Consider the following 26,845-nt stretch of genomic DNA (forward strand, 5'->3'; position numbering starts at 1 on the left):
AAGATCCGGGGTCCGGCATCCTCGCTGCAGATCAGGAACGGCTGGGCGGCACTAACGCATCAATCATCTATGCCTCTGGAGGATCGACACCGTAGCTGGGGCCCCGGACGACGCAGGCATAAGAAGCTCGTCGCGGCCTGGTTCGCCGGACCGCTAGTTCCATTCCCAACGAAGTCGGCGACGGAGTGTCTGACGTGCTGCCATCGTCGGGCGCTTCAGTGGTGACGGATCTAAGTCGCTGTCTTGCCCGATCGGCATCGCGCAGAAGAGGCCTGCGAGCCGAAGTAGAACTGCGCCCTCGGAAGCGGCAAACTCGAACTTGAAGCCGTGAGCCGCCATGTTGCGTAGGTTCATGCCTGGATCGAGGAGGGTCGTTCGCACCGCGCGAACCCAGTCAACGTCCAGGTCGAGCTCCTCGAGCTTGTCGAGGTAGAAGTCCATGGCTGGGAACCTGCCTGGGGATGCGCCGCGCTCGATCCTGTAGAGCGGCTCGCCGAGTAGGAGGAGCAGGCGCCGCGCGCCAGCTTCGATGAGCGGGATAGCGATGCGCGCGCTATCGGACGGTTCACCGCGCCAGTGGAGGTGAAGCGCACGGGCGAATAGGAAGGCATGACCAGGATCGCAATTGAAGGTGACTGAGAGCCAGGAGCCGATCTCGGATGCCGCGGGTCGACCGAACCTCCGCTCCATCTCGTTCAATTCGAGATCGAGCAATATCCCGTGCGTTCGGATCGCGACCTGCTCTGTTCGCACCAGCTCTTCTTCGTCGAAGTCGCTGTCGCTTCGTTCAGGGAGTCCGTGTGATCCGAATGAGACGCGCGAAAACAGACTCCGGATACTGCCCACTGATGACGCGCGTGCAGTGGCTATGTTTTGTTCATGGTTGCCCGCGGGCGACTTCGAAGCGAGGAAGATTCGTAGCGCTTGGCGCCAGTCGCCAGCGAACTTGTATCGCCGAATGTGACTTCGGAGAGCGCTCGTTGGCACGCGGACTACCGACTCGTGAGCTTGCCAGCCCATCGACTCAGGCGGTATCGATTGCATCAGCCTGACGGCTCGGTCGCGCGACTCGGTGTCGCCGTAACGACCGGCGAGGTCGGCTGCTGTTGCAGCCCAGTGCATCCGCCGAAAACCGACATCCTCCGATTCCGCCGTAGCCAGATACACGGCGACTTGTTCGCGTGTTGCCTCCAGTCGCTCGGAGCTGGTCGTGGCGAGACTTCGCCGGCAGTCGGCGATCCAGTCCGCTGACGACGGGTCTCGATATTCCGTCGCTGCCAGATCCAGGATGGCGCGGACCTGCGCACGTTCCTCCTCCGTCAGCGCGTAGGTAGCGGGGGTAGCTGAGATGGGTACCACCACGCGAGCGACTACTCCATCCGGCATGTGGCTGCCAACGGCGGATGTGGCCAACCTAAGCGCCTGCTGACGTATGGCTTCTTCCTCCAGCATCCGGCGGCCTCGCGCGATTGAGTTAGCTCTGCCGATCGCGAGGGCACGGTGGAGGCTGTCCACTGAGTCGTCGTCGCCGAGCGCACAGTACGCGGCAACCGTCCTCGCGGCGTGGGCGACGCCGGTCTCGGCGCGGGCTGTGAGAAGAGAGTCGCACAGTAGCGCCACCAAAATGGGTAGCTTGGTGCTTGCAAGCATGGACCGCCACAACGTGTGTGACTCGTGGGTCGCGCTTCCGACCGGTCGCACTTGCAGCCCAATGCGTGGGCCCGATACCGGCGTTAGTGCGACGCTGCCGCCTGTCGCCTTGTCGTCGAGTTCGAATCCGAGCAGAGTGGTCAGTTCGGACTGAAGGCCCAGCGAGAGGTCGCCGAACTCACCGTCTCCGTGACACGCGAACGAGATCTCCAGAGGGTCGCCGGCTGTGGCTCCGAGGCGATCGAGAATCCTCGCCGCAACCTCGCCGTGGCCCGACTCGTAGAGGTATTCGCTACTTGTGGAGTCGTGCGGATCCTCGCGGTCGACGGCGGGTGTCCTCGGTTGTTCGCCTCTTGAATCGCCGATAAGGCTCACCAGTCTTCCTCTAGTTCCCTGTCGTGAAGCTCATCAATTGTCTGCTGAAACCACTCGGCTGCTTGGCTCAGCTGTGCGCGGAGGTGGATGGATCTCGCCTTGTCTGCGGCTACTGCGCATGCGTCGCGCGCGGCATTCAGCTCGGATGATTCATTGCCTACCCATCCCCAGGCATTCAGATGCATCCCTCGCCGGAGCTCGGACAAGACGTCGTCGAGCACGTCGCCGATCTCGGCCTGGTTCACGCAGGCATCCGCCAGCTGAAGGTTGCCCGGCACCCAGAGTTTCAATGCCCCGAGCGTGTGAACAAGGGTGATGAGTTCGTTTTGGCCGAGGCGTGGAACGCGCGCGGCGAGCGATGCCGCTTGATTCGGCGCGAGTCTATTGCCCAGCGCAACTGCGACAACCTTTAGCAGATCGTCGGAGCCATCGTGGAGCTGATCGATGAGCCAGTCAGAGAAGGCGTCTGCCTGCTCCTCAAAGACCGCGGCGAGGTCATCAAAATCGTCTGCGATCTCCTCGTCCTTGCAGGAGGTCTCAAGCAGGAAGTCCAGCGCGAGCTTGGGGTGCGCGCGGGCTGCGGTCGTGACTACTTCTTGGGCGATGAAGTCGTTGAGTCCAGTACGTGCGGCAATCGAGAGCAAGGCTGAGTGAGTTGCCTCGTCACGTCCCGTCTGGTCGCCGCCTTGGTCGTATCGCCACGCGCCCGTGAGCGCGTTCGCCGCCGCACGCGGCGAAACTTCGTATGCAAGAAGCGTTTCGGAAGCCTCTCGGGGGTTGGCGTGGAGATACCACCCACCACTACCGAGGAATGCAGTCGCGACGGCAATGTCGGGATCCGCGATGCCAGTACGCCAGATGCCGAGGAACGCCCCCTGGCGCTGTGTCCACGGGACGCCGTCGATGAATGCGGCCAGAGCCAGCCGAACGCCGGTCCGCGAAGACACGGCGGCGGTCGTCGCCCACGCGAGGGCGTCGTCCATCGCGCTGCAACTCCATTGAGAGATCAGCACTGGCAGGTCTCGGTCTAGAGGGTGACTCCCCGCTGCGTTGGCGATCGTGCGAACGAGGTCAGGCATCAAGGGCGCCTCGAGGTCACTGATGGCTTGCCAAACTCCGCTGAACGAGGGTTGCTTACCGAGTTCGACCGCCTCGGCGCTGACGTCGCCGACGATGGCCACGATGTCGGCCGCTTCCCCGAGCGCGAGGAGTCGTCGGGCGAGGGCTTTGTTGACGGTAGATATCCCAGTGCGCGTAACCTCTACCTTCGCGGCTGCCGCCGCCTGTCTTCTCTCGTTCTGCTCTTGTTCGGTTAGCTCTTCCGACTCGGCGAGCCTCGCGTCTCGCTGGATTTTCAGTTCTCCGAGGTCAGGGACGCGTTCGACTACCTCGCCGACTTGCTTCCATGGCGATCCGACGACGCGGTCGGCGAGAGCGTCTCGGAGGTCGTCGGAGCCGTCGAGCTCATACTGCAGTGACAGGGCCGCGTGTTGGATGAGGAGCGACTGGCCATGCTCGGCGTTCCAGTCGATGGCATCTCGGATCGTCCGCCGGATCGTCGCAAAAGGTGTGCGTGCGGCGGCCTGCGCAAGGGTAGCTAGGGTCGCGAGGTCGTCGTCTTCCCAAACGAGCACGGCATCCGTGCTCACCGCGCTCCCGAAATAGCCGTGCGGTGCTCGCAGCGCTTCTCGCAGCAGTGCGATCGCTGCTCCGGCTCTTAGGAGGCTAGCGGACGATGCTTCGTCGAGCAGGAGTGCTCGAATTTGGTCGCGCACAGGCCGGAGCGCAGTCTCGGAGATCAGGTGAGGCTTGAAGGAGATCTGGTGGAGCGCGGACTGGATGGTCTCGAGCTCTTCCTTTGCGAGCAGTGGTTTTAGAGCCGACAGCGCGACGGCCGCTTCGGCATCGGCGTGAGCTGAACTGAACACCTTCACACGCGTGACGATCCGGCCCGGGTAGGTAAGGTCTGGGAGTGTCGCAAGATTGCTGAGATCATCGGAAAGGACACGTCGAGCATGATCAGGATGCGCGTGCGGGGGGCGGGAGTCGACGCAGGCGAGCGCTAACAGCGCATCGACAGCGGTTTCAAGGGCGCTAGAGTCGTTTATCGCTGCGCGACCGTAGAGCTTCGGCAGCTTCGCGCGCACATCGGATCGACCGATGTGACGAGAGCCTGGCCAGACTCGGTGATAGAGCTGGTCATCCACGTCCTCTGGATCGTCGACTTCGGGAACCTGACGTGCGTCGTCGCAATCGAGTCGGATGCGCACCTCCTCGAGTGCTGCTACCAGGGCTGCTGGTTGAGTTGCCGCCAGCGGCGCGATCTGGTCTAGCTCTCGAGTGAGGACGGATGGGTGCGGCGAGGTAAGCCGAGTCCGGATCGCTTCCCAGACCGTCTCCATGACCGCGGGGCCACCTCGCTGAGTGACCCGCCAGTCGAGCTCGCCTAGGGTGACCGCCAGCCGTTGGTAATGGTTTGGTCCGAACGTTTGCCAAAGCTCGGACACGAAGCCCGTGTCGAAGTCCTCGAACACGGCGACATCTTCCACGATCTGGTCAGCCAGTACGTCGGGCACCACGCGGAGCCGGCCGTCGGTGTCAAGGATGATCCCGCGGTCGATGAGTTGTCTTGTCAGGCGGGCGAGCTGTATTTCGCTATGTCCACAAAAGTATGCGATCTGCGCCTGTTCGGCCGGCGACCGGTTGGAATCAGGTTGCACGCACGCGTACGTCGCGATTACGCGGTGAATTGTGTCGCTGTCGAAGCCCTTGAAGCCGCTCGGGAACATGACCTCCTGGTACCGCGCGAGAACGATCTCGCGGAGATTTGCGTTGACTGCTATCGATCCGCTGATCTGCCCTCTCCGGATGAGGTTCGTCAGGATGACGGCGATGTGTGGACTATGTCGCGCTTGTTCAGCGAGGTAATTGCGCAGGCCGAAGCTCAAGTCGATGCCGGAGGTGAGCCCAGTTACGAGGCTTCTGGCCGTAGAGAGACTCAGCTCATCGAGGGAGATTGAGAGCTGATCATCGGGTGCGAAGGAGGCGCGCGCGATCGCGCCTTGGATCGAAGGGAGGCCGCTCGGTCGCGTTGTCAAGACGACCTGGAGGTCGGCATGGTTGCGCGCGAACGCGAGTAGGGGGGCGAGGGCGGGCGGGTCGTTGTGCGCATCGTCGATCACGATGATGTTCGTGCCCGGACGCAGGTCATTCATCACGCTCGCGTCGAAGGTTCGGTTGGGCCCGAGACAACTGATGACGCGGCTCGGATCGCGCTTGGTCTCGGCGCGGAGTGCTTCGTTCCACAGGCGCGTCTTTCCTCGACCACCGGGGCCGCTGATGACCAGGACTTGGGGTGCATCACGGCGCGACCTAGTCAGCGCCACGGCGAGGCGATCCAATTCGTCCTCTCGACCGGCCAGCTGGCCGAGATCATTGATCACGGATGCAGGGTTCTGTCTCGTGGCCTGGAAGTGCTCAAAGGGCATCATTGCGTCGCCGGGAGCGCGGACAAATTGTCTACGGACTTGTTCGCCCCAGAATCGATCAACGATGTCGTGTTGTGTTTGCGTCGGGAGGATCCTGAGCATTTCGGTGAGCGTCCGTCGATCCAGGAGGGTCCAGCTCGGATACGCGAGCATCTCCTTGCGGGCCTGCACAGTGGCGATACCGCCGAAGACGAGATAGATCTCGGCGGCTTTGTCGAAAGTCGTCGCCCGGACGGCATCTCGGACCGCTCCGCGCGTGAGGTTCTCGAGTTGCTTCACCTGCCAAGCCGCCGGTGTTCCATCACTGAAGCGCCCGAAGAAGTCGATGCCGTCTTGTTTGTCTCCGGGAACGCCCCATCGCTCTACGTGCTGCACATGGCGGACAGCGTTTCCGAGGACTCGCTCCGAAAAGAGAAGAACCTCGACGAAGTCTTCTAGCTCGGTGTCCGATAGCCACGGCGTCGGTAGGAGTTGCGGGTGTTTGTGGCCAGCCAGCCACTCCCACGCCGTCGGTCGAGGTGCCCCTTTGACGTGGTCACCAGTATCACCCGCACCAGACACGATCTAGCGCTCCTTCGGAACGGCGAGAAGACGGTAGACCGTACTCCGGTTGATCTCGAAACGTCGCGCGACTTCGGACTTCGGTACGCCCGCATCAACAAGCTGCCGAATCTCGTCGACTTGGCTGGAGGCCAGTTTTCGATTGCGACCTCGATACTTGCCGGCCTTCTTCGCAAGTTGAATGCCCTCAGCCTGCCGCTCTCGTATCAATGCGCGTTCGAATTCGGCGAACGCGCCGAGCATGTTGAGCATCAGGTTCGCAAGTGCATTGGATGGACCGGGGCTGTAGGTCTGTGACTCTTTGACGAACTCGACAGCTGCGCCCTTGGCGAGTAGTTCATCGATTATTTGGCGGAGGTCACGCATCGAGCGAGCGAGACGATCCATCGACGCGACGCGCACGATGTCGCCGTCTCGGACGTATCGAATGCATTCCTCCAGCGCGACGCGGCTGAATCTACTGCCCGCGCTCACTTTCTCAGCAAAGATCCGATCGACGGCGCCGATCGCCTCGAGCTGCCGCGCCTCGTTCTGATCGCTGGAGCTGACTCGGACGTAGCCAACGACCTGAGTGTGTTGCGCCATGTCTAGACCTCCGATCAGATGTGTCGCGAAACCGTCAATCCGGACTCTATCGCGATGCTCCGACACTGCCGCGGTGGGTGTTGCTCAGGGGTATACCTCAAAGCAACACTCGCTACCAGCTCGGGTTCTCCCCGTAGACCTGTAGCACGGATCGACGCCCGAAGGCGGCCGGCCGCATGATCCGTATTGCTACTCGCGGTTGACGCGAAAAGCGGTCTAAAGAACGGTCGCGAGCGCCTTCGCCCCTGCCTTCGCCCCTGCCTGCGGCCGACGTTTGCGGCGGCCAAGCGCTGCGCGGGACCTCCTCACGCCGGAAACGATCGCTTTTCGAACGGTGGCGTGACGCCGCCTTCGCGTTTCCATCCTCTCCATCGACGAAGTCAGCTAACCGGCGCCGGTGCGTCGAGTTCGCCGTCCCCCTGTTGCGGCACGGAACGATGACGCAAAGCTAATCCGAGCGGCGTCACGAGGCACGAGCAGCTACCCTGCTCCCGAACTCTCGAATCCAGAGTCTCTTCGCGCGACAGGCAGCAGAGATCCGGACCGGTCGCGCTGCCAGACGATCTGCCGAAACAAACTGGGCCCACGCCAGACCATTCCGGGGTCGCCACAACGGGGGCTCTGACACGAGATCGCCGGCCCGGGGCGGGCCGGGCAGGGCGGGCAAGCCGGCGGGCATCCAGCTTTCGATCCCAGATACCGCGCATTCCTTGGATGACTCACCCTGGATGGAAGCAATCCGGCTCGCCACGCCATAGACGACTTGCACATCCCTCAAACGCCGACGATGCGCCCGCGAAAAACGTCGCCGATGAACTGCGCCTGGAAGAGGACGAAGCCGCTGCCGGTGCCGCGGGCCTGTCCAGGGCACTTGTCGGAACGCCACGAGCTTGCTGGCATCGGCACTACTCCTGCATGAACCTGGAACTTATGGTCGTGCGATTCATTGAGTGCAGGCGTCTCCGGGACTACCGTTGCCCTGAAAGATGATTTGATGATGAGGTCTTGGTATCGGTCCCCGACGCCTCGCATAGCGGCAGCCAGAATGACACATGACACCGCGCATCTGATACCGCGGAACTCACTTAAAAACGACAGATCGGAGTGGTGCTATGCCCACGGCATGCGGAGACCAACGATGCGCGATGGAGCGCAGGGGACCTTTCGCGGCGACGCTCGACCGCAGTGCGACCCGAGCGGCGAGATCATGAGTCGTTGGCTTTACGCGGTACTCACCGTTGCCGGGGTGGCGCTGCTGGCGCTGGCGATATGGTTGGACGTCCGTGATGGTTCACCATCGATGAAGAGAGGTGATCAGCCTCTGGAAGTAGTAGTCGTAGGTGGGCTCGGGGTTAGTCTCCTCTTCAGCGGTCTCGTTGGGATCTGGCGGGCCATCAAGTCGTGGCGAAGCACGAAGGCGGACCCGCCAGCGTGACACTCTCACCCCGCGCCGACACCTCGTTGCCCGACTATGTACTCTTTGGTGACCTTCCGGTCCAATGAGCGAGGGGACCGGTCCTGACTTGGCTCCCACGAGCAACCTCAGCCAATCACCCCTCCGCCTGGGCTAAAGAAGAGAAACTGCGATGAGCCATGCTCCGAATGCGACAAAGCCGGTGCTAATGATGACAATCGCTCTCATCTTCGGGAGTCGGCGGTCAACCTCAATCTCGGAGATGCCGTCGTCACTTAGGATACGCGCAAAACGCTGGCGAAGATACCTCAGAATGCGCCTTCGAAGACACAGCGCCACGACTCCGATAAGCAGGATGGGTACCCCCGTCAGAAGGTTCATCAAGGAATAACTGGTCATGGCAATGGTTCACGGACGAAAACTCCGGCGATAATCGCGATCACACCTATTGCCGCTAGCACGACACCAGTAAATCCAACCCAAAATGGGCTTGACATCTTAACAACCTGCCGCCCTGGAGTGCCACCAAGTGCGCGAAGGGTGTCGGAAATGACGCCGAATATCTTTCTTCGGTTTCGCACAATCAAGGGTCCACACAGGAGCGCAATGACCCCAACGGAAAGGGCCACGTAGTTCTCTATCGTCATGCCGATCCCTTCGTATCTAGAAGATTCGATACGTCCACATAACACTACAGCCACCCGACACGCCCCCCGTCCATCCGCCGCCCGTGTACCTGTCGCCGTTGGCGGCTAGACCCGCTTCCCCATATAAACCGACGGGCCCGAGCGCTCCGCTGCATCCGAATGTCATCGCGCCCCCATCAGGTGGACCTCCGACGCCCACGGATACGTCAACTCCAGCCTTGCCACCGATTCCGGCACCGAAGGTGATGCCGCCGCCGATACCAAACTCGACGCAAAGAAAGAGGCAGGCAGACACGGAAACGCTGCCAGCTTCCCAAATTGTTGCTATCCCATTGAAGAAAGCCGCTTGATCCCGTAGTTGCCGATCTCTGATGGCAATGCTGTGGCAAGCATCCGTGTATACCCCCTCATGCCAGTATTGCCCGGGCGGACATTCTCCAGATTTTGCCCCGACCGAAGCCACGGCCGAAGAGATTCGAGTAGAGGTAGTAATCGTCTTCTGGGCTGATCGGGCAGCGGAGTTCGCATTCTTAGAAAATGTCGGGCCTTTCTTCTTCCACGCTTCTCCACTGAGATCGTGTCCGTTTATGGGGTCAGTGGGCCACGCGTAGTCGTTCGCGCCGCCGCCTTCGATCGGATCGACTTGCAGGAACCTCCCGAGAGCGGGGACGTACAACCGTGCCCCCATCTCGACGATCAGCGCCGAGCCTGCGGATTCCGCTGGCTTCAACGCTCCCTGGTACCAGAGAGTGTTTCCCGCAACCTGGCCGGTGTCGTCTGTCGCCGCGGTGCCGATCGCGAAAGTGACCGGGTCCACGGGCTGCCCGAACGGGTCCCACAGCAGTAGCCCGCCTGTAGTCGTCCCGGTGCGGGTGATCAAGGCATTCCCTTGCATGTTGGGGAACGACCACGTTACCGTCGAGCCCTGTTTCGTCCACGACACCCCACCGGGCAACCCGATGCTGCGGGTCAGGTCGGAGCCGATCTTCTGCCCCCACGCCGCATCACCACCGGCGGCGTAGAGGTACTTCGTCGTCACCGCCGGAACAGCACCCGCCGGATCCATCGTCCGCGACACGATCCGCCCGGTCGCATCCCGAAGGATCACCACGGTCGTGCCGTCGTCGTACGTCGTCCCGACGTGCCGGTTCGCCGCGTCATAGGAGAACTGCATATCCCCGAGACGCTTCGTGTTCCCCCGGACGTCATACGTGATCTCCGCCGCCGCGAGACCATCCGCAACCGTCGTCGCCCCAGGGATCGCACCCGTCACGGCAGTCGACAGCAACCGATCGGCCCAGTCATAGCAATAGGCCGTCGACGTCGTCACCGCCGACTGCCCCGGAGCCGTCCACGCATCCGTCAGACCCGTCCGGTTGCCCGACATCCCCGCCGCCGCATTCGGACCACACCCACCCGACGAACCGAACGCGTATGTGAACTGATGCCCAGGGATCGCCGCCGACACCAACCGCCCCGCCGTGTCATACCCGTATGTCGATGAATAGGTCGTCGAACCGGTTCCCGTGTGCTGCTTCACCACCCGACCGGATTGGGACCGCACGACGTTGTCCGACACGAGTTGCCCCGCCACGATCCATTCCTGGGCGACAACCCGTTGCGCCGTATCCCGCCCGATGCTGTTTAGCGCCGACCCATCGGGATACACGACCTTCTGCAGACGCTGCAACGCGTCATAGGTCACGTTCGCCATCTGCTGGCCGTCGACGGTGACGATCGTCACCTTGGCGTCCGCGTCGTACGTGTAGGCCGTGACCGATGCAGCCCCGCCGGCGGGCGTGGTCGCGACCTGCGTCACTCGACCTGATGCCGGGTCGTACGTGGGCGCGGTGACCGTGCCCCAGACATCGGTGTAGCTGACGGTGCGGCCGAGCAGGTCGGTCGCGGTCGTGATCGTCGAGTTGTTCGGCGACCCGACAACGGCGACTCCCGTAGTCGCGACGGTGTAGCCTCCGCCGACCACGCGCGCCGTCTGCGTCGTCGCACTCGAGATCGTGGCCGTGCCCGACGGGCCCGCCACGCTCGACGAGACAGTACGCCCGCGAGCATCGAACCCGATGCACGACCATGCTGTGTCGCCGCTGGTCTTCGTGCCGACGGTGCGACCCCATGCGTCGTATGCGTATTCGGTTGTGATTGCCCCGCCCGACGCGGGGGTGGGCCCGGTGACCGACTTCGTCATGCCGAACTGCCGCGTTCCCGCGGGGATGCCGCAGACCGCCGGTGCCGTCTCGAGGTCGCCGTAGTACGTGCTCGTGGTCTTCGCGGTTGCCGGAGCGCCAGCCACACCACCAGCGGGAAGCGTGCGCGTCAACCGTCGTAGCCATCCGGCAGCACCGGGCTGCTCGAATGACGTTGCGGTCGTGAGCGAGAGTCCGTCAGGGTCGACCGTCGACGCGGTGGCCTGTCCCAGCCATGGGTGCTGGTACGTCACAGCTGCTGTCGTCGACGGGGCAACCGCTCCGGGTGCCGTCGTCGAGTCGTCCGTCGTTGTTCGGGTCACGAGACCATAGTCCGGACGCAGCGCGGTACCTGGCACGACGGCTGCCGTCGTCCCGGACGACGGTGTGCGCCACTTGAGCTGCAGCGACGCTCCCGTCGTGTCGTCGCGATACTCGACACGGATGCGACGCGTCTCGCCTGCGGCGACCGTGATCGGGGTTCCGGCTCTCTCCAACGCACCGGTCTCCCACTTATCGGCCACCAGGGTGTCGCCCACCCACACGCGAGCGCCGTCGTCGCTGTTCGTGACGAACGTGTACTGACCGGCGTCGGGGAACGTGACGAGACCGGTAAGACGCAGCGACCAGTTGTCCGCGGCAATACCGGTTCCCGGCGAGGTCGTGCCCCAGTTCCGGTCGACGGCTCCACCGGTCCCTCCGATGCCGAAGCCGATCAGCGCCGGCTTTCCACTCAGCGTCTTGTTCGAATAGTACGTCGCCTGCAGTCCCTGCATCCCGCCGTCGTACGTGGTCGACGTATGCGCCGGCAGGTTGCCGCACCCGCTCGTTCCGACAGGGTTCGCGACAGGCCACCCGCTGGCCTGGAAGCAGGCCGTCGGAGAGGGGCCGAACGAGTCTGTGGCGCGATCCGTTGCCGGATCGTAGATCGTCGTCGACATCAACCCGGTCGAGGTCGTCGCCGAGAGCACCAGGTCCTTTGTGGGGTGCCATTGCTGGGCCGCGGACGCGCCAAGCGGACTCGTGGATGAGGTCTGCCGCCATACGGCGTCGTACGCGACCGTGCTGGTCGAGTTCGCGACGGTGTCGACCGCCACCGTGCTCGTGCGCGCCGCAAGGTTGTAGGCGTAGTTCTTCTTGAGCCTCTGCGCGGGCCCGCCGTCTGCGGAGGGAAGCCGAACCGACGACACCCGTTTGTCGGTGTACGCGATCGTCGTCCGCGGTGGGTCGTATTGACTCGGCACCGGCTGCGCGAGCAGATAGTCGTTCGCGGCGGAATCGAGAATGCTCTCCAGAACGTTGTCGCTGTTGTACCCGAAGACCGTCCGCTCGTTGCCGGGGTCTTCGATGATCCAGAGCTGACCACCCGCGTAGTACAGGTTCGTCACCGGAGCGGCCGCGGACGAGAGGGCCGGGTAGATGATCTGGCACAAGGATCCCGCACGCGCGGGATGGTAGTTCGGCGGAAGGGTCGGACAGATCGTCTGCGCCGCATCCTGATACACGAACGAGATCTTGCGGTGGTAGGTCGATCCGTCTTTCGACAGCGGATCGACGATCTCTTTCACGATGCCGTCGGAGTTGTAGATCATGATCGGCGCTGCGGGCTTCTGGCCATCCGCTGGCGACGTCGCAGATTCCACGTTGCCGGTCGCAGCGAACTGATGGACCGTGCCGCCTTCGTCGGTGAAGACGACCCTGCCCGCGGTATCGAGCGAGACCACCCCGTATTCGCCCGCGGGGGGCGTGTATCCGCCGCTCGACGTACGCGCATATGTGTGCGCACCGCCGCTGATGTCCGTGAGCACCACGGCTTGTGGCTCGATGGTCGCACGCGCCCAGGCTGTGGCGTCGCCGGCGATCGGCGTCGACGCGGACCAGCCTTCTCGCATCACGGTGCGACGTGTGGTGAACCACGATGCCGGCACGATCACCGGGCCGCTGCTGTCGGCGAGGTCGTCTGCCCAGAGCTCCACGAACGCTCCCGTGGTGGCGTCGTAGTAGTCCAGTTGGATCGGAACCTCTGCGGTCGACAGGTTCTGATTCCCCGACCACTCGACCGCTGTCGTGCCGTTGGTCCACTTGTCGAGCACGGTCGTGTTGTTCAGCCGCAGCTTCACACCGTCGTCGTGTCTCACACCGAACCGCCACTGCGTCGATGCATGCGGCACCCGGACGAAGCCGTTCCACTGCGCCATGAAGTGATCAGGCTGCAAGGCGGGGCCGGGCGATTCCGCCTGCCAGTCGAACGAGACCGCGGAGTCCGTGCGCACCATCAGCGGCGTCTTGCCTGTGAACGTGTATTCCGCCGGTGCGGTCGGGACGTTGCCGAGAGTCGTGCGACCGTCGTAGTAGGAGCCGGTGAGCCCACGGTCCGAGACTCCAGCGGCCAGGGAGTTGTAGCTGAACGACATCCCCATGGGGCCGCCGAGGGTGCTCACCAACGGCGAGGAGAACGAGAGGTTCGCGTTGCCGTTCGCAAGGTTCACCGTGACGGGTCCGGTCGAATCGAACGGCGACGGGCCCGAAGACCCGAGGCGCATGTCGACCTTGATCCGTTTCACCCACGCGGGTGCCGTGTTCTTGCCGATGCCGTCGGTCGGCTGTACGACCCAGGAGTAGATGTTGCCGTCACGGAGCGTACCCTCGGGAACTGTCCATCGCACTTTGCCGTCGGTCCCTGCAGAGATCAGGCCGGAGGTGAAGACGGCACCTGACTTTCCATCGGCCCCCGTCGAGATCTTGAACTCGTACTTGACCTCGGCACCTGCCGGGAAGTTGTCCGGGTCGGCGACGGCATCCACCACGAGCGTCGGGGTGAGGCTGACGATCGTCTCGGGCAGACCCGTCGCATTGCCAGGGGTCGCCGTTCCCACGGGTGGCGTCGGCGGGACGAACTGCGTCGTCAGCGTGCGGACAGCAGTGGAGATCTGGGTGCTTTGGCCGAATAGCGTGTCGTGGCCGTCCTTTGTTTTCGCCCGCCAGTAGTATGTCACGCCCGGAAGCAGCTTGCCTTCCGGTACTGTCACCTGCTTCGGCTCGACCCAGCCGCTCGACCAGACGGGCGAGGACATGTCCGCGTTCGCCGACACCTCGAACATCTGTGCCTGATACGGCGACTTCGGGGATGAATTCGTCGTCGACACTGAAAGTGTCGGTGTCAGAGATTGACCGGTGACGCCATTGGCGGGTGCAGTCTGCGTGACGGTCGGGTAGTCCCAGTACTCCATGTACATCGCGGTCGCGATCTTCTTGTACGTATAGTCCGAACTCTCCCACCCCTGGATATGCACCGGAATCGCAGAGTAGTTCGACCAGAAGTAGTTGACGGCGAAAGTCCCGATCCCGTCGCCGGACGTCCAGGCGCCCCCGTCCTCCAGATAGAAATCGGCCAGCCACGCTCCCCGGCACTCATAACAGTCGCCGGTGCCCTTGTTCACGGCGGAGTAGTAGCCGTTCGTCGTGCCCGCTCCCGCGTAGACGGCCAGCATCTGAGCCTCACCGAGGAACTTCTTGTACGCCGGGGATGCATCGAACCACGTGTATGTCCGCCAGAACACGTTCTGGTTGTTCTGGCGGGTGTTCCCGATGTGCGACTGGTCCATGTAGACCGCACCGTCGGACTTGAACGAGCGCTGATGCGGAGGCCCCCACTGGAACGTCGGGTCGACCGACACCGGATAGACGCGATCCGGAGCGTCGAGCCATGCGTCATCGACCTCGATCGTGTACTCCCACGAGCCGTCTTCGGACTGCGCCAGGGTGACCGTGGGGTTGATGAGCGCGTCCTCGCTCACGTCCTCTTTTCCGGAGGAGTCCCACACCACAGGTGTCGGAACATGCATGACCACGGCGCCCTCGGCATCACGGAGTTCCAGAACGTCGTGGGCGGCGAGCACCGGCGTCATGTCCCCGACATCGATGCTCCACGTCCACTTCGCCGCTGCGGTCGGGGCTTTGTCTAGGATCAGGGTCTCCTTCACCCCGCCGGGCTCGACCTGATACTCCAGATCGACCCCGCCTCGAACATTCTCGAACCGCAGGGTGTCGTTGGTTTCGCCATCGGAGGAATCAGCCTCGGCGGAACTGTCGGCGCTGCCCTCGAGCGAGAACGACAGCTCATGCCCATCCGCATCTAGCGAGACCGCCGTATCGGAGTCGGCCCGATCGGAGAACGACGGCGAGAGCGGGTGGTCCTCGGCGGTCCAGCGCTTGCCGTCCTGCGTCACCTCCGTCGAGATCTCCTCCCAATCCCCGCCGCTATCGAGAAAGTTCAGCGGCTCGGTCGACTCCTTGCGGATCGTGGAACCGGCGTCCGTCTCGTAGGTCGTCGAATAGGTGTCCTGCGCGACGACCTCACTCTCTTCCGCGCGTTCGGCCAAGGCCGCGCCGTCGTTCTCAGTCTTCTCGACCTTCCGCGCGTAACGTGCCGGAATGATCGCCGGCGCTGTCGGCTCAGCTGTCGGAACGATATATTCACCTTCGGGCATGTCCGGTGCGGACTCCTCGGCAGGCGCATCGGGCTGGCCACCTAAACGCTCGACATCCTCCTCCGACAGCTGGCCGTTATCGGGGATATCGCGGTTCTCAATCGGTGCGGATGCCGCCACACTGCTGCTCACCTCCTGCGCGATCATCGCGTCAGCAACCGCCGAAGAATCCGGGGCGATGACAACGAGCGCAGCGACAAGGAGCGAGGCGAGGACGCCTCGAACAACACCGACCACAGGCGGACCCTTCGAAGGATGAGCTGCGGAGGGTACTTCGGCCGCATAGCTAACAAATAGCGGATCCTCAGCATCAGCCGCGATACGCCCTTGATCACGAATTCATAACTTTGCACGGTGATTGAGAGCGCATGACCGCGATCGGCCCCGCGCACGGACCGTGCCAAATCCCGGCGGAACGGGTGCCGGCAGGCGGTCGCGGCAAGCCAGCGCTGGCTGTCCCGACCCGACCGTTTCGGCGCGCTTCGTTGAGCTACCGATCGAACGGGCCTCCGCAAAAGCTGAGGCCGGAATCGCCAGGCAGGCGATCCCGGCTTCGAGGGGCCAGTATTGCTACTGGGCGTACACGTTTTCCGACAGGCGAGTCATTCCATCCGGGGCAGGCGCGTCATCTGGCCAGAGCTCAAAGATGTGCCCAAGCCCTTCTGCTCCGAGAGGTAGTCCGCCGCATACGGTGAATCCCTCGTCGAGGCTCGTGTTCACCGCAATGAGACACACGGGAGAGTCTGCTCCCCGCGAGATCCACAAGGACACGTCCTCAAAGTCGCCGACGAAACGACTCGTCGAGCCATCGGCCGCGTACGAATCCTCGCCGGCAACCAGTGGCAACTCGTCCCCATCTGATCGAGCCGCATCGAGGGCGCTGAGCTCCGGCGAGGCGGAAGACCCCGCGAGGAAGCAGACCGCCAACTTCACCGTTGCGGTCATAGAAATGGGTTTGCGAAGTGTCACATACCCATGACGCCTGGACGGATGCCGACAAGCGATTGATCCGACTGAGCAGCGAAGTGCGCCCCACCGAAACGATCGTTAGCTGTGATGCCCAGGCAGGTTGTTCTCGCGGACGACCGAATCTGGGTAGCCGTCATTAAGGTGGGTGATCCTGCACATATCTCATATAGCAACCCTTCAACTTCAAGAGCTCGTTCGAAATGAGCAACTAGTAGGGCAGACTTCCATGCTCTATTCCAACCGAATTGAGTAGTGCCTGTTCCTGATTCAAAGTCCTCCGACGAGCAGAAAGAGGCGTGGCGGCGAGCGAGGTTGCTTGTCGGCGCAGCCGTGCGTAACGAGCGGCTTCGCGCTGGTCTCACTCAGGAGGCGTTGGCGCTCGAGTCCGGGGTTACCCGGAACATGCTCATACATGTCGAGCACGGTAACAGGGGAGTGAGCTTCGAGCGGATCTACGACCTGGCGGAGGCGCTCGGCATCGATGCAGCTGCCTTGATGCCGCCCAGCGATCCCGCGTCGGGTGAAGGCAGGTAGGGGCGACGCTCGTGCCGGAGTCTGTGGGGAGCGTCACCGAGAGTCCGGAGTGGCTCTATTTCGTGACGATCACGTCGTCCGTCCCGAGGTACTCGAGAGGGGCTAACCCAGGCATTCACGTCCATGATCGTGTGCCTGAGATCGCGCGAGCGAACGCCAGCACGCTTCGCACACTGGCACTGGCAAGCGATGCGGGCGACAACCGCGCGACAGGCCAGTCTGGTGTGCTCGCACGGCCACATGGTCCGAGTCCATCGACGAGAACGAATCCCGATAATCCTTGGAATCGGAAGGCGCTTCTCAAGCTGATTGATGACGGGACGTTGAGCGCGGGGGGCCCGCTATGGTACGTCCCGGGCTGGGTGCTCGATGCCTTCCTCGACCCTCAACCACTGTCGCTCCCAAGTTGGAGAACGACGTATATCGAACTCTGGGGATACCGACGCGGCGCACCGTTCGTCTTTGGGTCCCCAGATGCCCTTCGAACCCCCATCCGGCGAGGAGTCCCTGAAGGTTCGCTGGCAGAGGTGCTGGTCGTCGCCGGCCCAACGTTGGCGCCTCGGATCATCAGGCCAGGAACAGTCCTCGATGCATACTGCGTGGAGCGCGGCACGACGGGCCGGATAAGGCAGGTGACGGACGAGGACACCGTAGCGCGTGCACAGATGTACGTGGGGCGGGTGCTGTCTGAGATTCCTGATCATGTCGATCGGTACCCTTTACCGGGCGAACCGGTAAAGGAACTCATCGAGCTCAACGACGGCCGAAGGGTCATCAAGATGTTGCAGAAGCGCGCTGAGGACTACCGCAGCGCGCCAGGGCTCGTCTCCTTCGCCGAGGCCGGTGATTCGGCAAGTGAGCCATCGTTCGCACGACTCGAGGCGACGACCGGGCTCAACCAATCTCAAGGCCGCGAGATCGTCGTGTTCGAACAGGTCCGCGGCGATGCGGACCTGCGCGGGAAAGAGGCTAGCCCGGAGTGATCGGAATCCATCTCGTTGGCTCCGCACATCGAGCCAGTCCGGGCTGACCGCGAGCGACGCGAGACGCAGGGCAAACTGCAGGCGGGGGCTCTCCATGTGCAGCCCGATGGAAGCAAGCATTCGCCGGAAAGCACGTTCAGCTCGAAGCTCGGTCGGCTGCGGGGACGTTCCGTCTGCGGGGTCGATCCAGCAGGAATGCCGCAGACAGATCAGACCCCACGCTGGCATCCTGCCTTCAACACGCTGCCCGTGGCTGCAGCGGCGACATACTGCGCGATCGACACCTGCACCAGGATCGTCGGGCCGCGACTTGGGAGACAAGTTGCCCAGCTGAACCCAGGCCGCATGCCACGCGGCTCTGGGGACCTCGCGGGGGAGGATTCCGGACTCGTGGAGCCAGATGCCGACGTCGATCGCCGTCACGCCGTTCGCCGTTGCGAGCCGTCGAATGTAGCTGTCCATCGACTCGTTGTGCACGCGCCGGATACGTATCGGGAGCGGATTGATGTGGACACATGCCACGCCATCGAGCGTGGATTCGCTCATGCCGATGCTGCATCCAAGTCTCGGGCGGCGCGCGGCCCCGAGGCAGGCTTGCGAGAGTGCCCGCCCTGATTCGCAAAAACTTCCATATCCGCCATTGTGACGCGCTCCCGGCCGGAGGTGATGGCGTCGATCGCGGTTCGACGCAGCAGAGAACGGAGCCGCCCAATCGAACCGCCCGTGACTTCGAAAAGCCATGCGGCAGCATCAGCGAAGACCTCGTCGCTTTGGCGGGCGAGAGGGAGGAGATCACCGCAGCTGACGAGGAGCTCCCCCCATTCCTCGCGGGCTTGGGCGGAGTTGTAGCGGTAGCCGCGAATGTCGTACCGGATGGTGCGGCTGGCGAGTTGTTCGCCGACGGTTCCCGCAAACACCGGGCTTCGATCGAGGTCGATGCCATTGAGAATAAACGCGCAGTCCAAGCGTTCGGCGAAGAGCTTCAGAGTTGAGGCTGCCTCCGCACCGATCTGTCGGTTGCTTTGCACATTGTGGACCTCATCGAGCACGATCAGTGACGTTTGAAGAGTGCGCAGGATGGCGTGGACCCGCTCGATCAGGTCCTGTGCCGTGCTTGCACGCACGTGGGGGAGACCGAGAACGTTGCAGAAGGCAATGAGGAGCATCTTCGGAGTCGTCGCCGGCGGAGTGACAACGTACAGCGACGGCTGGAGCTGGTCCGGCGGACGCGTGGGGTGCCGATGGCGTTCAGTTCGTTCGTGATCGCGGGCGATCCAGAGCGCCGCGGTGGTCTTACCGGACGTTGGTGCGCCTGACACGCTCATTAGCTTCGCTGCCGTGTTGGTGCCATAAAGCGTCTCGGCGCGAAGCGTCGCCCAGAGCCGTCGCAGCTGTTGCACGTCGGGGGTGGCGAGCACGGTGTCCGCACTGAGCCAGGCGAATCGCGTCTCGTTGTAGGCGTCGAGCGCGCTAGCCGTCAGCGCTTTGAGTTCGCGAGCGCTGAGATGGTCCGGACGCTGTGGTTCTCTGGCGACGTACTCGCGCCAGTCCTGAAGGTTCGTCGGGATAGCCATCATCATTCCAGAAGGCGAAGCCGGGCATGGGGGAGTGCTGCGCGGGTCTTCGTTCCCTCAGCGTGTTCAGTGCCTGCTCTGCTGTCGCTGCCTCCGGCACGGAGTTCAACGACAGGCGTCGGTCGGTCACCCTTCGTGACGCGGCTTTTCTTGAACGGTGGTGCGCCTGACTGAGGCGTGACACGTTGCGCTTGGATGCGATTGATCTGCTCGAGGATGTCGATCGTCGTTGGGTGGCTGGGTTCTGTGATGGCACGCTGCGCCGCGCGGAGGACTTCGCGACTGAAGGGATGATCGGTCCGAGCTGCCAGCGCCCAGGAAGCGGTGATCCAGCGGCTATTCGCGATGTCGCGTACCCAAATTTGCCGAAGGTTGTAAGGGTCGTAGCGGATCTCCCAGCGTCCGCGAGCTTCACCTGAGAGGCCAGACTGCCGCCCTCTCATCGGATGGAGTGCTTCGGCGTCATAGACGAGTCCGCCGAAGTTCAGTCCGTACGGCTGAACGGAGCGCCAGGCGAGGGGGAGAAGGGCGATGTAGTCCTCCCGGCCCAAGCTCACAGGCACGTGTGGTGCCGCAGCGGACAGCGCCGCGTACATCTGGTTGGGGGAGAGGGCGCGTTGCGGCATGCCGGGCAGCCGAAGTCCCGATTGCGCTGTCGTCTGCCACTCAACTATGACCCAGAGGTCGAGAAGCAATCGCACCTCGCCGAGAGTCCAAACCGCTTCTGTTCGAGGCTCATCGCCGCGGTTCTGCGTGTGCCCACCGCTGTAACCCGCAAGGTATTGGACGAAACCATCACGGATCCGTTTGAACCCGCCTTCGACGTGTGGTTTGTCGGTGCCTTGACGTGGATTGGCACGGACTTGTGAGATCTCCAGGCGTTCACATGCCGCAGTGAAGGTGGACCCAACGAAAACTTTGCCGCGGTCGACAGTCACCGCCTCGGGAACAATCAGTGGCACGACGGCGGCGGCTTCCTCAAGCACTCGCCCCAGAGGCTCAGAGGTGGGCTCGAACACGGTTTCAGCGAACGATACCGCTTCGCCCCACCATGGCTGGTCAACGATCCGGGTCAGCATCCGGGTGAGCAGAACCGCACCGATGTCCACCGACTTTGCAGCACGCTCATGGAGTAGGGTCGCGCCGATCGTTCCCGTGGCGACGTCGATCGCGTACGTGAGCTCGGGGCGCCCGACGCTGCCATCAGGCATCTGAACGAAAAGGTCGAGCGGAGTGGAATCGATCTCGACGAGTTCACCTGGGCGAGACGGTAGAGATGGCCTGAACGTGCGGTCAGGCCTCACGGCCTTGGATCGACGCGTCGTCGCGGAGCCGAAGCTTCCTCGGTGTCGATCGAGCTGCTCGAGGAGTCGATACATGGTTCGCGTTGATGGGACAGGAACGCCCTGCCGCGACGCTGCCCACTTCACTCGTGCGATCGTTCGCGATCTCGTGCCCGTCGAGACCTCGAGCTGGTCCTTCAGTTCGCTTTCGATGAGTCCAAAGACCCGAGGATCAGTCTTCGTGGCTCGGCTCTTCCCCGTCTTTCGCGCATCCGCGAGCGCTGCGACGCCGCCCAATCGATAGGAAGCGAGGTATCTATACACCTGGCGCTGTGAAACGTCGATTCCTAGTTGCCCCTTAAACGCTTGGCGCACGCGCTCGGCGCGCGACTCCGTTTCCGACGCCTGATCAGAGTCGGCGGCCTGAATGACGCGCTCGATTGCTTTGCACCGGGCGCGCTCAGCAGGGGAGAGCCGAGCGAGTTCTGCGACGGACCCAAGGTCGACGTTCATGCGGCGCAGATCCTCGCCGTGTCCGACAGGTCGCTGTATCCGTCAACGAAATCGACCTCATGCCGCCAAATCTGAGAATAGAGGTTGCCCCGAATAGTGCTGAGGTCGTACGGCGAGTCTTGGGCAATCTGATGGATCGCTACGCCCAGTGCACGTGGGGTCGCGCAGGCAGCGCGTATCTGACACTCAGCCTCCTGCGGAAGCCGGAAGCGCGTGAACCGGTATCCCGATAGCCACTTTATGAACCGTAGCTCCTTGTCGTCCGGTCGCGAACTAACCTCAACGCCAATGCCCGTCCCACTGAGTACGTCAGCGAGGTCGGGCGCTCGGTCCACATCCTTCGCGTGGAGGAACAGGCGACGCGATCCATCCTCCACCTGCACGTAGAGCCAGGGGCGCAGCGGGGGAGTATGAGCAGTTCTGGCGCTCACAATCACAGCGGGATCGCGGACCAGCTGCGTGACGCTCCCGGCGAAGTCAAGCCAGACGAGGAGATCGCACTCACGCCCTGAGGCGTATGCCACGTGCGCAGGGATAGTCGAGAACCACCAGCGTCCCTCGTACGATTGTTTGCCTCGCCAAGTGGGGATGCGGGCAACGGGTTGCAGCGATTCGGGAAGGATGCTGGCGAACTCGTCGATGCTGAGATTGGCTGGCTTGCGCGCGTCGTTGAGGCGACAGAGCGCCCGCGGCTCGTCGAGAAGATTGTGAACGTCCACCGTGCCCACCCCCGCCTCACTCGCTCCGTGCTCCAAAGCATCCCGAATTCACGCGGGTGATTCAAGACCAACACAGCCTAGTTACACGTAAGAGTCTGCCCAATCACTTGTGCAAGCGCGCCGACTGATGTAGGTCTGAACGATGCGGAAACTCACGAGGGTCAGTACGAGCCCGGCGGCGGGCGGGCTCGCTGGCGTTACCGCGGCCAACGGCGGATAGAAATGATCGTGTGATGGTCAAAAGCGTCCGAGACATCACGTCGGCGGATCGAGAGCTGGCGATGGGTCCGGCCGGCGCTTCGGACGATCAGCTCCCGGTGGCGGCTGCGGAGCCCAGAACCACCCGCGCATCAATGGGCTCCGGAGGGCGCCCAGCCTCGAGTCTGGTCCGGTGGGAGCGTCACGAAGTGCTTCGAGACGCGGTCATCGACTTTGCGAAACGCAGGAATTATTCTGTCCAGACGATCCTGATCGAGTCGATTCGCCGAGGGCTCGCGCAGCTCGACAGCGAACGCTGGGTATCGGACGCGCAGCAGAACAGAAGAAGCGCCTCCGCCAACGGCGACAGCCGGGAGCGAACAGGTCGTGACATCGTGATTGAGCTCAGAGCTCGGGCCTATCGGGAGAACGATGAGACGTGGACCATCGAAATTCCAAGACTCGTCTCAAGAACACCTAGCGGAGCAATCATCGTTGCGACTGGCAGCGCCCTCGACGCCCGCGGAATAGCTGCTGCGGCTGTAGAACTCGCTTCGGCTTGGCTGGGAGTCGATGCCACCGAAATTGCGGTGCGCGTTTCGGTCGACGAACCGCGGGGCGCGGATTGATGGCCGGGCCGACTAGCAGTCGAATACATGGGGGACGATCAGGGTTGAGTGGTCCGTCAGCAGAATCTTTCGGTACGCGAGGAAGCTCACATGGCTGGGCTCGACGTTAGTGCGATGTGGCCTGACCTGTTCATCGAACTTGATGATCGGCACCGTGCCAACGTGCGTGACGTCTTCGCCACCGAGTATCTGACTGGCTGGGAGCCTGATCGGGCGGCGGTCGCGGAGGTCATCGAGCTTGAACGCGGACGCATCGCCCTCAGTGACTACATGAAACGGAATGCGGCACGCATAGCCTCGGTTCCGCCATCGACATAGAGCGGAGCTATACCCAAGGCATCGACGAATCCCGCCTATTTCGCCAGCGCGAAGCATCCCGCAATCTCGGTGCTTGACCGCTCCTCACTCGATCGGCGATCGAGTGAGGGGTCCTCGAGCTGGTTGACGACGCGAACTGCTTCTGGGAGTCCTGCTCGCTGGGCTCAGGGTTGGTGCCCACATATCTCCATCACGTAGCGCGTAACGACGGGTGCCTCCAGGGTGTCGATGACAACGGTCGAATACATCGCGACCTTCAGCGGTAGGAAGTGTCCAATCTGGAGCACTTCGTCCTCCTCGGTGGAGAGGACGAAGATCCCGGTCAGCGCCGGCCGCTAGCTGCCCGTACCGACCTGAGCAGGCCACACCACCGCAAGAAGTCGTCTATTTGTCTCGAGCGGCCGGGTGGCGGTGTGCGAGGATGCGGGAGTGAATGAAGAACCTCTCGCCTGCGCGAACTGCGGCGTGAAGCTGCCAGCATCGTGGATCTCCGTGACGGGCGGAATTCCGCAGGGGTGGTCGACGTCTCTGTTGGGCCGAACAATCAGCGACGCGGTGCCTGCTCGGCTCACGTACCGTTGTCGTCTGTGCAGTCACTGGTTCGATGACGCGGTTCCCGAGGGTGTAGTTCTTCCGGCCACCTGACGCGCGATGCTGCATCACGGCTACTGGGCGAAGCCTCCAGCATCTGCCCACGCCACAATGTCGGCGGGGATGGCGCGACGCTGGCGACGGTAGTACGTCCGAAGGTTTGTCAGCCCATCCTCATTATCAATCCAGCGGCCATCACTTAGATCGAGGTATCCGCTCCACGCGTTCCACCCGCGACCGTCACGGTACCCAGCATCCTTCGAGAATTGGATGTACTCCTGTCGACTTGCTCCTCGGCGCTCACGGGCGTTCAAAGCGGCGAGCTTCGACCACAACATGATCGAGACCCAATCGAGTTGTGCACGATTGCCGTTGATATCAGGACGCACGTAAGGCTCGTCTGTTTCGGGGTCGAACACGGGCCAGGACGACTCGTCATCGATTTCTCCGATCCAGTCACTGTTCTCGAGAAGGCTCTCCAAGCGATCGCCGAGGGCTCGATGGTCGGCGATGATCTGTCTGAGGTCTTCTTGGATAGTCACGGGCACTCCTGGGTTCTATTCGCACAAGTGATTGCATCAAGTATTATAACAGATTCAAATACAAATCTACGACCAGCACGGGAATTGTGGCGCTTCTGTCCGTGCCGGGATCGATCGACGAGACACCGAGTTGCGGTTCCCCTAACGGCCTGAGCGGCTTGTGCGCCTGGGCTACCCGTGCTCCATCGGCGCACGGGGGAGACGGTGGCGAAGAACGCCCGTGGCGCCCAATAGCGGCCGCCGCCCGGCGCGTGTGCCGACGTCGATGTGGTTTGAGACACCGAGGCAAGACACATGCGCCTGCTGCCGGCTGACATGTCCCGCGACACAGTGGCTTCATCGGCACGCTGAACCGGAGAATGACACGTTCAATGGCAGGAATGACATGTCTGCTGGCAGCGGGCAACATCGTCGCCCGGGCGAGGGGGATCTTCAGAGACGAACTGACATAATGTGCATTATCGGTTTATCCGCGTGGATCGATTGGGAGGGCCCTCACTAGGCTTCCTCCCATGACTCCACGCAACGTCGAGATCGACTGGGAAGCCGCGCGGCACGCGAATCAGCAGAACTGGAATGACCGGGTGCCGTTGCACGAGGACGCCTACGGACTCGACGCCTTCGACGACCCGACGCACCTCAGCGACGTCATACGGCACGACCTGCCGGTACTCGAGTCGTTCCTGGCGTCGCACAGCGTCTCCGGGCTGGATGTGTGCCACCTGCAGTGCCACATCGGGACCGACACGATCTCGCTGGCTCGCGCCGGCGCCACGGTCACCGGTGTGGACTTCTCACGGCCCGCCCTCCGTGCCGCCGCCGAACTCGCACAGCGCACGGGTGCCACTGCCACCTGGGTGGAGACGGATGTGCTCGAAGCTCGGAGCGCCGTCAAGGGTGAATTCGATGTGGTCTACACGAGCATCGGCACCGTCACGTGGCTGGAGGATCTGGACCGCTGGGCCGCTCAGATCGCAGCGCTGCTCTGCCGCGGCGGCACCTTCTTCATCCGCGACGGCCATCCGTCGCTGTACGCCCTCGACGAGGATGCCGCGACGCTGACGATCCGCTACCCGTACTTCGGCGACGGCCGAGCACAGCAATGGGACGATGCCGCCACCTACGTCGGAGACGGCACCGTGGCGCACCCGCGCACCTTCGAGTGGCCGCACCCGCTTTCGGAGATCATCGGAGCGCTGCTCCGCGCAGGTCTCCGATTGATCCATTTCGACGAAGGACGTACGTTGCCGTGGCAGTTCAGCCCTCGCATGGTCGAAGTTGACGGCGACTGGGCTTGGCCCGAGGGCGAACGCAACCTCGTGCCCTGTACATACACGATCGTCGCGCGCCGGGACTGACCGCACTGCTCCGACGGGAAAGCGAGACCCTGGTCCCCGCACTCAGCCCGACGCGCCGTAGAGGTGCTCACGAAGCACACTCGCAGCAGCACCCGCGGCGCTCTCCCCCGGCGCCGCGTCCACTCCTGCGGTGAAGATGACATCTCCGTGATCCGCGTAGAGCGACCACTCGGCGGAGAAGACGTCGTTCCCGCCGTCATGCCAGTAGATGCGGCCGAGATCGGGAACGTCCTGCACGACGAGTCCGTAACCGTAGAAGCTCGATCCGGCATCGTCCTCAGCGATGTGAGGCTGCTGCAGGCGGTCCAGCGCCGAGGCTGAGAGCAGGCGGCCGCTCGTCAACTCCTGGAGGAAGCGGACGAACGTCGGCGCCGTGGTGACCAGTCCGCCGTTGCCGACGAGGTTCCAGGAGACATCGTGTTCACCCCAACTCGCCGCAAGGACGCTCTCGCCGCTCGCGGAGCGAATCGACCGCTCATCGGCATACTCTGACAGGTACCCGATACCCCCGACTCCCGTAGGGGCCAGCACCTCGTCACGCAGGTAATCCTCGTAAGACCTGCCGCTGCGGACCTCGATGATGGCGGCGAGGATCGAGTATCCGACGTTCGAGTAGGCATATCGCGTGCCGGGGAGCTCGATCAACGGCGATGCGAACGCACGCCTCAGCAACTCGTCCCGATCGATCTGCTCGAAGTCGTCACCCACCGATTCGGTCAGACCACCGCTGTGCGTGAGCAGCTGCTCGACGGTGATCCGCGACTTGTCCTCGGGCACACCGGGGAAGATCTCCGCCAGCGTCTCGTCGAGCCGCACAACGGACTGATCGATGAGCTTCGAAACGGCCACAGCCGTCACCGTCTTCGTGATCGAGCCGATGTCCACCAACGTCGTCTCCGCCGGCACCCCGTCTTCCTGCAGCGCACCGAACTCCCGCACCGACGGCGGCGCCCCATCCAATGACACAGCGACGACCACCGAGGTGTCAGCGCGGTCAAGAGCGCCGTAGGCAGCCTCCAGGCTGCTCTGCTTCGACGGCGGAGATGCCTCAGGGGCAGGCGCGCTCGCGCACCCGGCCATGGCGAGCACGAGGGCGGTGAGCGAGAGACCACGAACGAGACGGGACACGTCCTGATGCTAGATCGAGTGGACCCCCTCTACAGGGCTCATAGCAACATGCGACCGACCTTGGGGCCGGCTCATAGGTGCGATCGCAGGCTGTC

14 protein-coding genes are annotated in these 26,845 nt (G+C 63.1%); 5 read left to right on the plus strand and 9 right to left on the minus strand.

Translation table 11 applies throughout. The features are described from left to right. Nucleotides 1-153: 153 nt before the first annotated feature. The 4 genes from ABD648_RS02625 to ABD648_RS02640 form a co-directional block, all read right to left on the minus strand. Nucleotides 154-2,025 (minus strand): hypothetical protein, encoded by a 1,872-nt coding sequence (locus ABD648_RS02625; protein ID WP_282217173.1) that lies wholly within the window; start codon nucleotides 2,023-2,025, stop codon nucleotides 154-156. Continuing rightward, complete coding sequence (locus ABD648_RS02630) at nucleotides 2,022-6,074, minus strand: ATP-binding protein (RefSeq protein ID WP_282217174.1); 4,053 nt, start codon at nucleotides 6,072-6,074, stop codon at nucleotides 2,022-2,024. Before ABD648_RS02630 ends, ABD648_RS02625 begins: the two co-directional genes overlap by 4 nt. Nucleotides 6,075-6,077: 3 nt before the next feature. Continuing rightward, the gene (locus ABD648_RS02635; protein WP_282217175.1) at nucleotides 6,078-6,659 is read right to left on the minus strand and encodes a recombinase family protein; all 582 of its coding nucleotides are present in this window, start codon (nucleotides 6,657-6,659) and stop codon (nucleotides 6,078-6,080) included. Between the two features lie 2,077 nt (nucleotides 6,660-8,736). After that, on the minus strand, nucleotides 8,737-15,303 hold the full coding sequence (locus tag ABD648_RS02640) for a PA14 domain-containing protein (protein WP_344708220.1): 6,567 nt from the start codon (nucleotides 15,301-15,303) through the stop codon (nucleotides 8,737-8,739). 1,329 nt (nucleotides 15,304-16,632) lie between these two features. Between ABD648_RS02640 and ABD648_RS02645 the strand changes: the two genes are divergently transcribed. Beyond that, nucleotides 16,633-16,914, plus strand: coding sequence for a helix-turn-helix domain-containing protein (locus tag ABD648_RS02645; protein WP_344708222.1), 282 nt, complete (start codon nucleotides 16,633-16,635; stop codon nucleotides 16,912-16,914). A 599-nt stretch (nucleotides 16,915-17,513) separates the two neighbouring features. After that, nucleotides 17,514-17,897, plus strand: a complete 384-nt coding sequence (locus ABD648_RS02650; protein ID WP_344708224.1) for a hypothetical protein — start codon at nucleotides 17,514-17,516, stop codon at nucleotides 17,895-17,897. Nucleotides 17,898-18,439: 542 nt separating this feature from the next. Here ABD648_RS02650 and ABD648_RS02655 read toward each other — a convergent pair. Genes ABD648_RS02655 through ABD648_RS02665 form a run of 3 tightly spaced genes read right to left on the minus strand, consistent with a single transcriptional unit; the run spans nucleotide 18,440 to nucleotide 21,995 of the window. Then, nucleotides 18,440-19,477 (minus strand): ATP-binding protein, encoded by a 1,038-nt coding sequence (locus tag ABD648_RS02655; RefSeq protein ID WP_282217178.1) that lies wholly within the window; start codon nucleotides 19,475-19,477, stop codon nucleotides 18,440-18,442. Beyond that, nucleotides 19,474-21,267 (minus strand): Mu transposase C-terminal domain-containing protein, encoded by a 1,794-nt coding sequence (locus tag ABD648_RS02660; RefSeq protein ID WP_282217179.1) that lies wholly within the window; start codon nucleotides 21,265-21,267, stop codon nucleotides 19,474-19,476. Before ABD648_RS02660 ends, ABD648_RS02655 begins: the two co-directional genes overlap by 4 nt. Then, nucleotides 21,264-21,995, minus strand: a complete 732-nt coding sequence (locus tag ABD648_RS02665; RefSeq protein WP_282217180.1) for a hypothetical protein — start codon at nucleotides 21,993-21,995, stop codon at nucleotides 21,264-21,266. Before ABD648_RS02665 ends, ABD648_RS02660 begins: the two co-directional genes overlap by 4 nt. Nucleotides 21,996-22,219: 224 nt before the next feature. On the opposite strand from ABD648_RS02665, the gene ABD648_RS02670 reads away from it, so the two are divergent. Both ABD648_RS02670 and ABD648_RS02675 read left to right on the plus strand, forming a co-directional pair. Continuing rightward, on the plus strand, nucleotides 22,220-22,813 hold the full coding sequence (locus ABD648_RS02670; protein WP_344708227.1) for a hypothetical protein: 594 nt from the start codon (nucleotides 22,220-22,222) through the stop codon (nucleotides 22,811-22,813). A 90-nt stretch (nucleotides 22,814-22,903) separates the two neighbouring features. Beyond that, nucleotides 22,904-23,131 (plus strand): hypothetical protein, encoded by a 228-nt coding sequence (locus ABD648_RS02675; RefSeq protein ID WP_282217182.1) that lies wholly within the window; start codon nucleotides 22,904-22,906, stop codon nucleotides 23,129-23,131. A 665-nt stretch (nucleotides 23,132-23,796) separates the two neighbouring features. On the opposite strand, the gene ABD648_RS02680 is transcribed toward ABD648_RS02675, so the two are convergent. Further along, nucleotides 23,797-24,264, minus strand: coding sequence for a hypothetical protein (locus ABD648_RS02680; RefSeq protein ID WP_282217183.1), 468 nt, complete (start codon nucleotides 24,262-24,264; stop codon nucleotides 23,797-23,799). 512 nt (nucleotides 24,265-24,776) lie between these two features. Here ABD648_RS02680 and ABD648_RS02685 point away from each other — a divergent pair. Then, complete coding sequence (locus tag ABD648_RS02685) at nucleotides 24,777-25,622, plus strand: class I SAM-dependent methyltransferase (RefSeq protein WP_282217184.1); 846 nt, start codon at nucleotides 24,777-24,779, stop codon at nucleotides 25,620-25,622. Nucleotides 25,623-25,664: 42 nt separating this feature from the next. Here the strand turns inward: ABD648_RS02685 and ABD648_RS02690 are convergent, their stop codons facing one another. Next, nucleotides 25,665-26,750, minus strand: a complete 1,086-nt coding sequence (locus ABD648_RS02690) for a serine hydrolase domain-containing protein (RefSeq protein WP_282217185.1) — start codon at nucleotides 26,748-26,750, stop codon at nucleotides 25,665-25,667. Nucleotides 26,751-26,845: the final 95 nt, after the last annotated feature.

The sequence above is a fragment of the Microbacterium luteolum genome, from assembly GCF_039533965.1.
Taxonomy (GTDB): Bacteria; Actinomycetota; Actinomycetes; order Actinomycetales; family Microbacteriaceae; genus Microbacterium; species Microbacterium luteolum.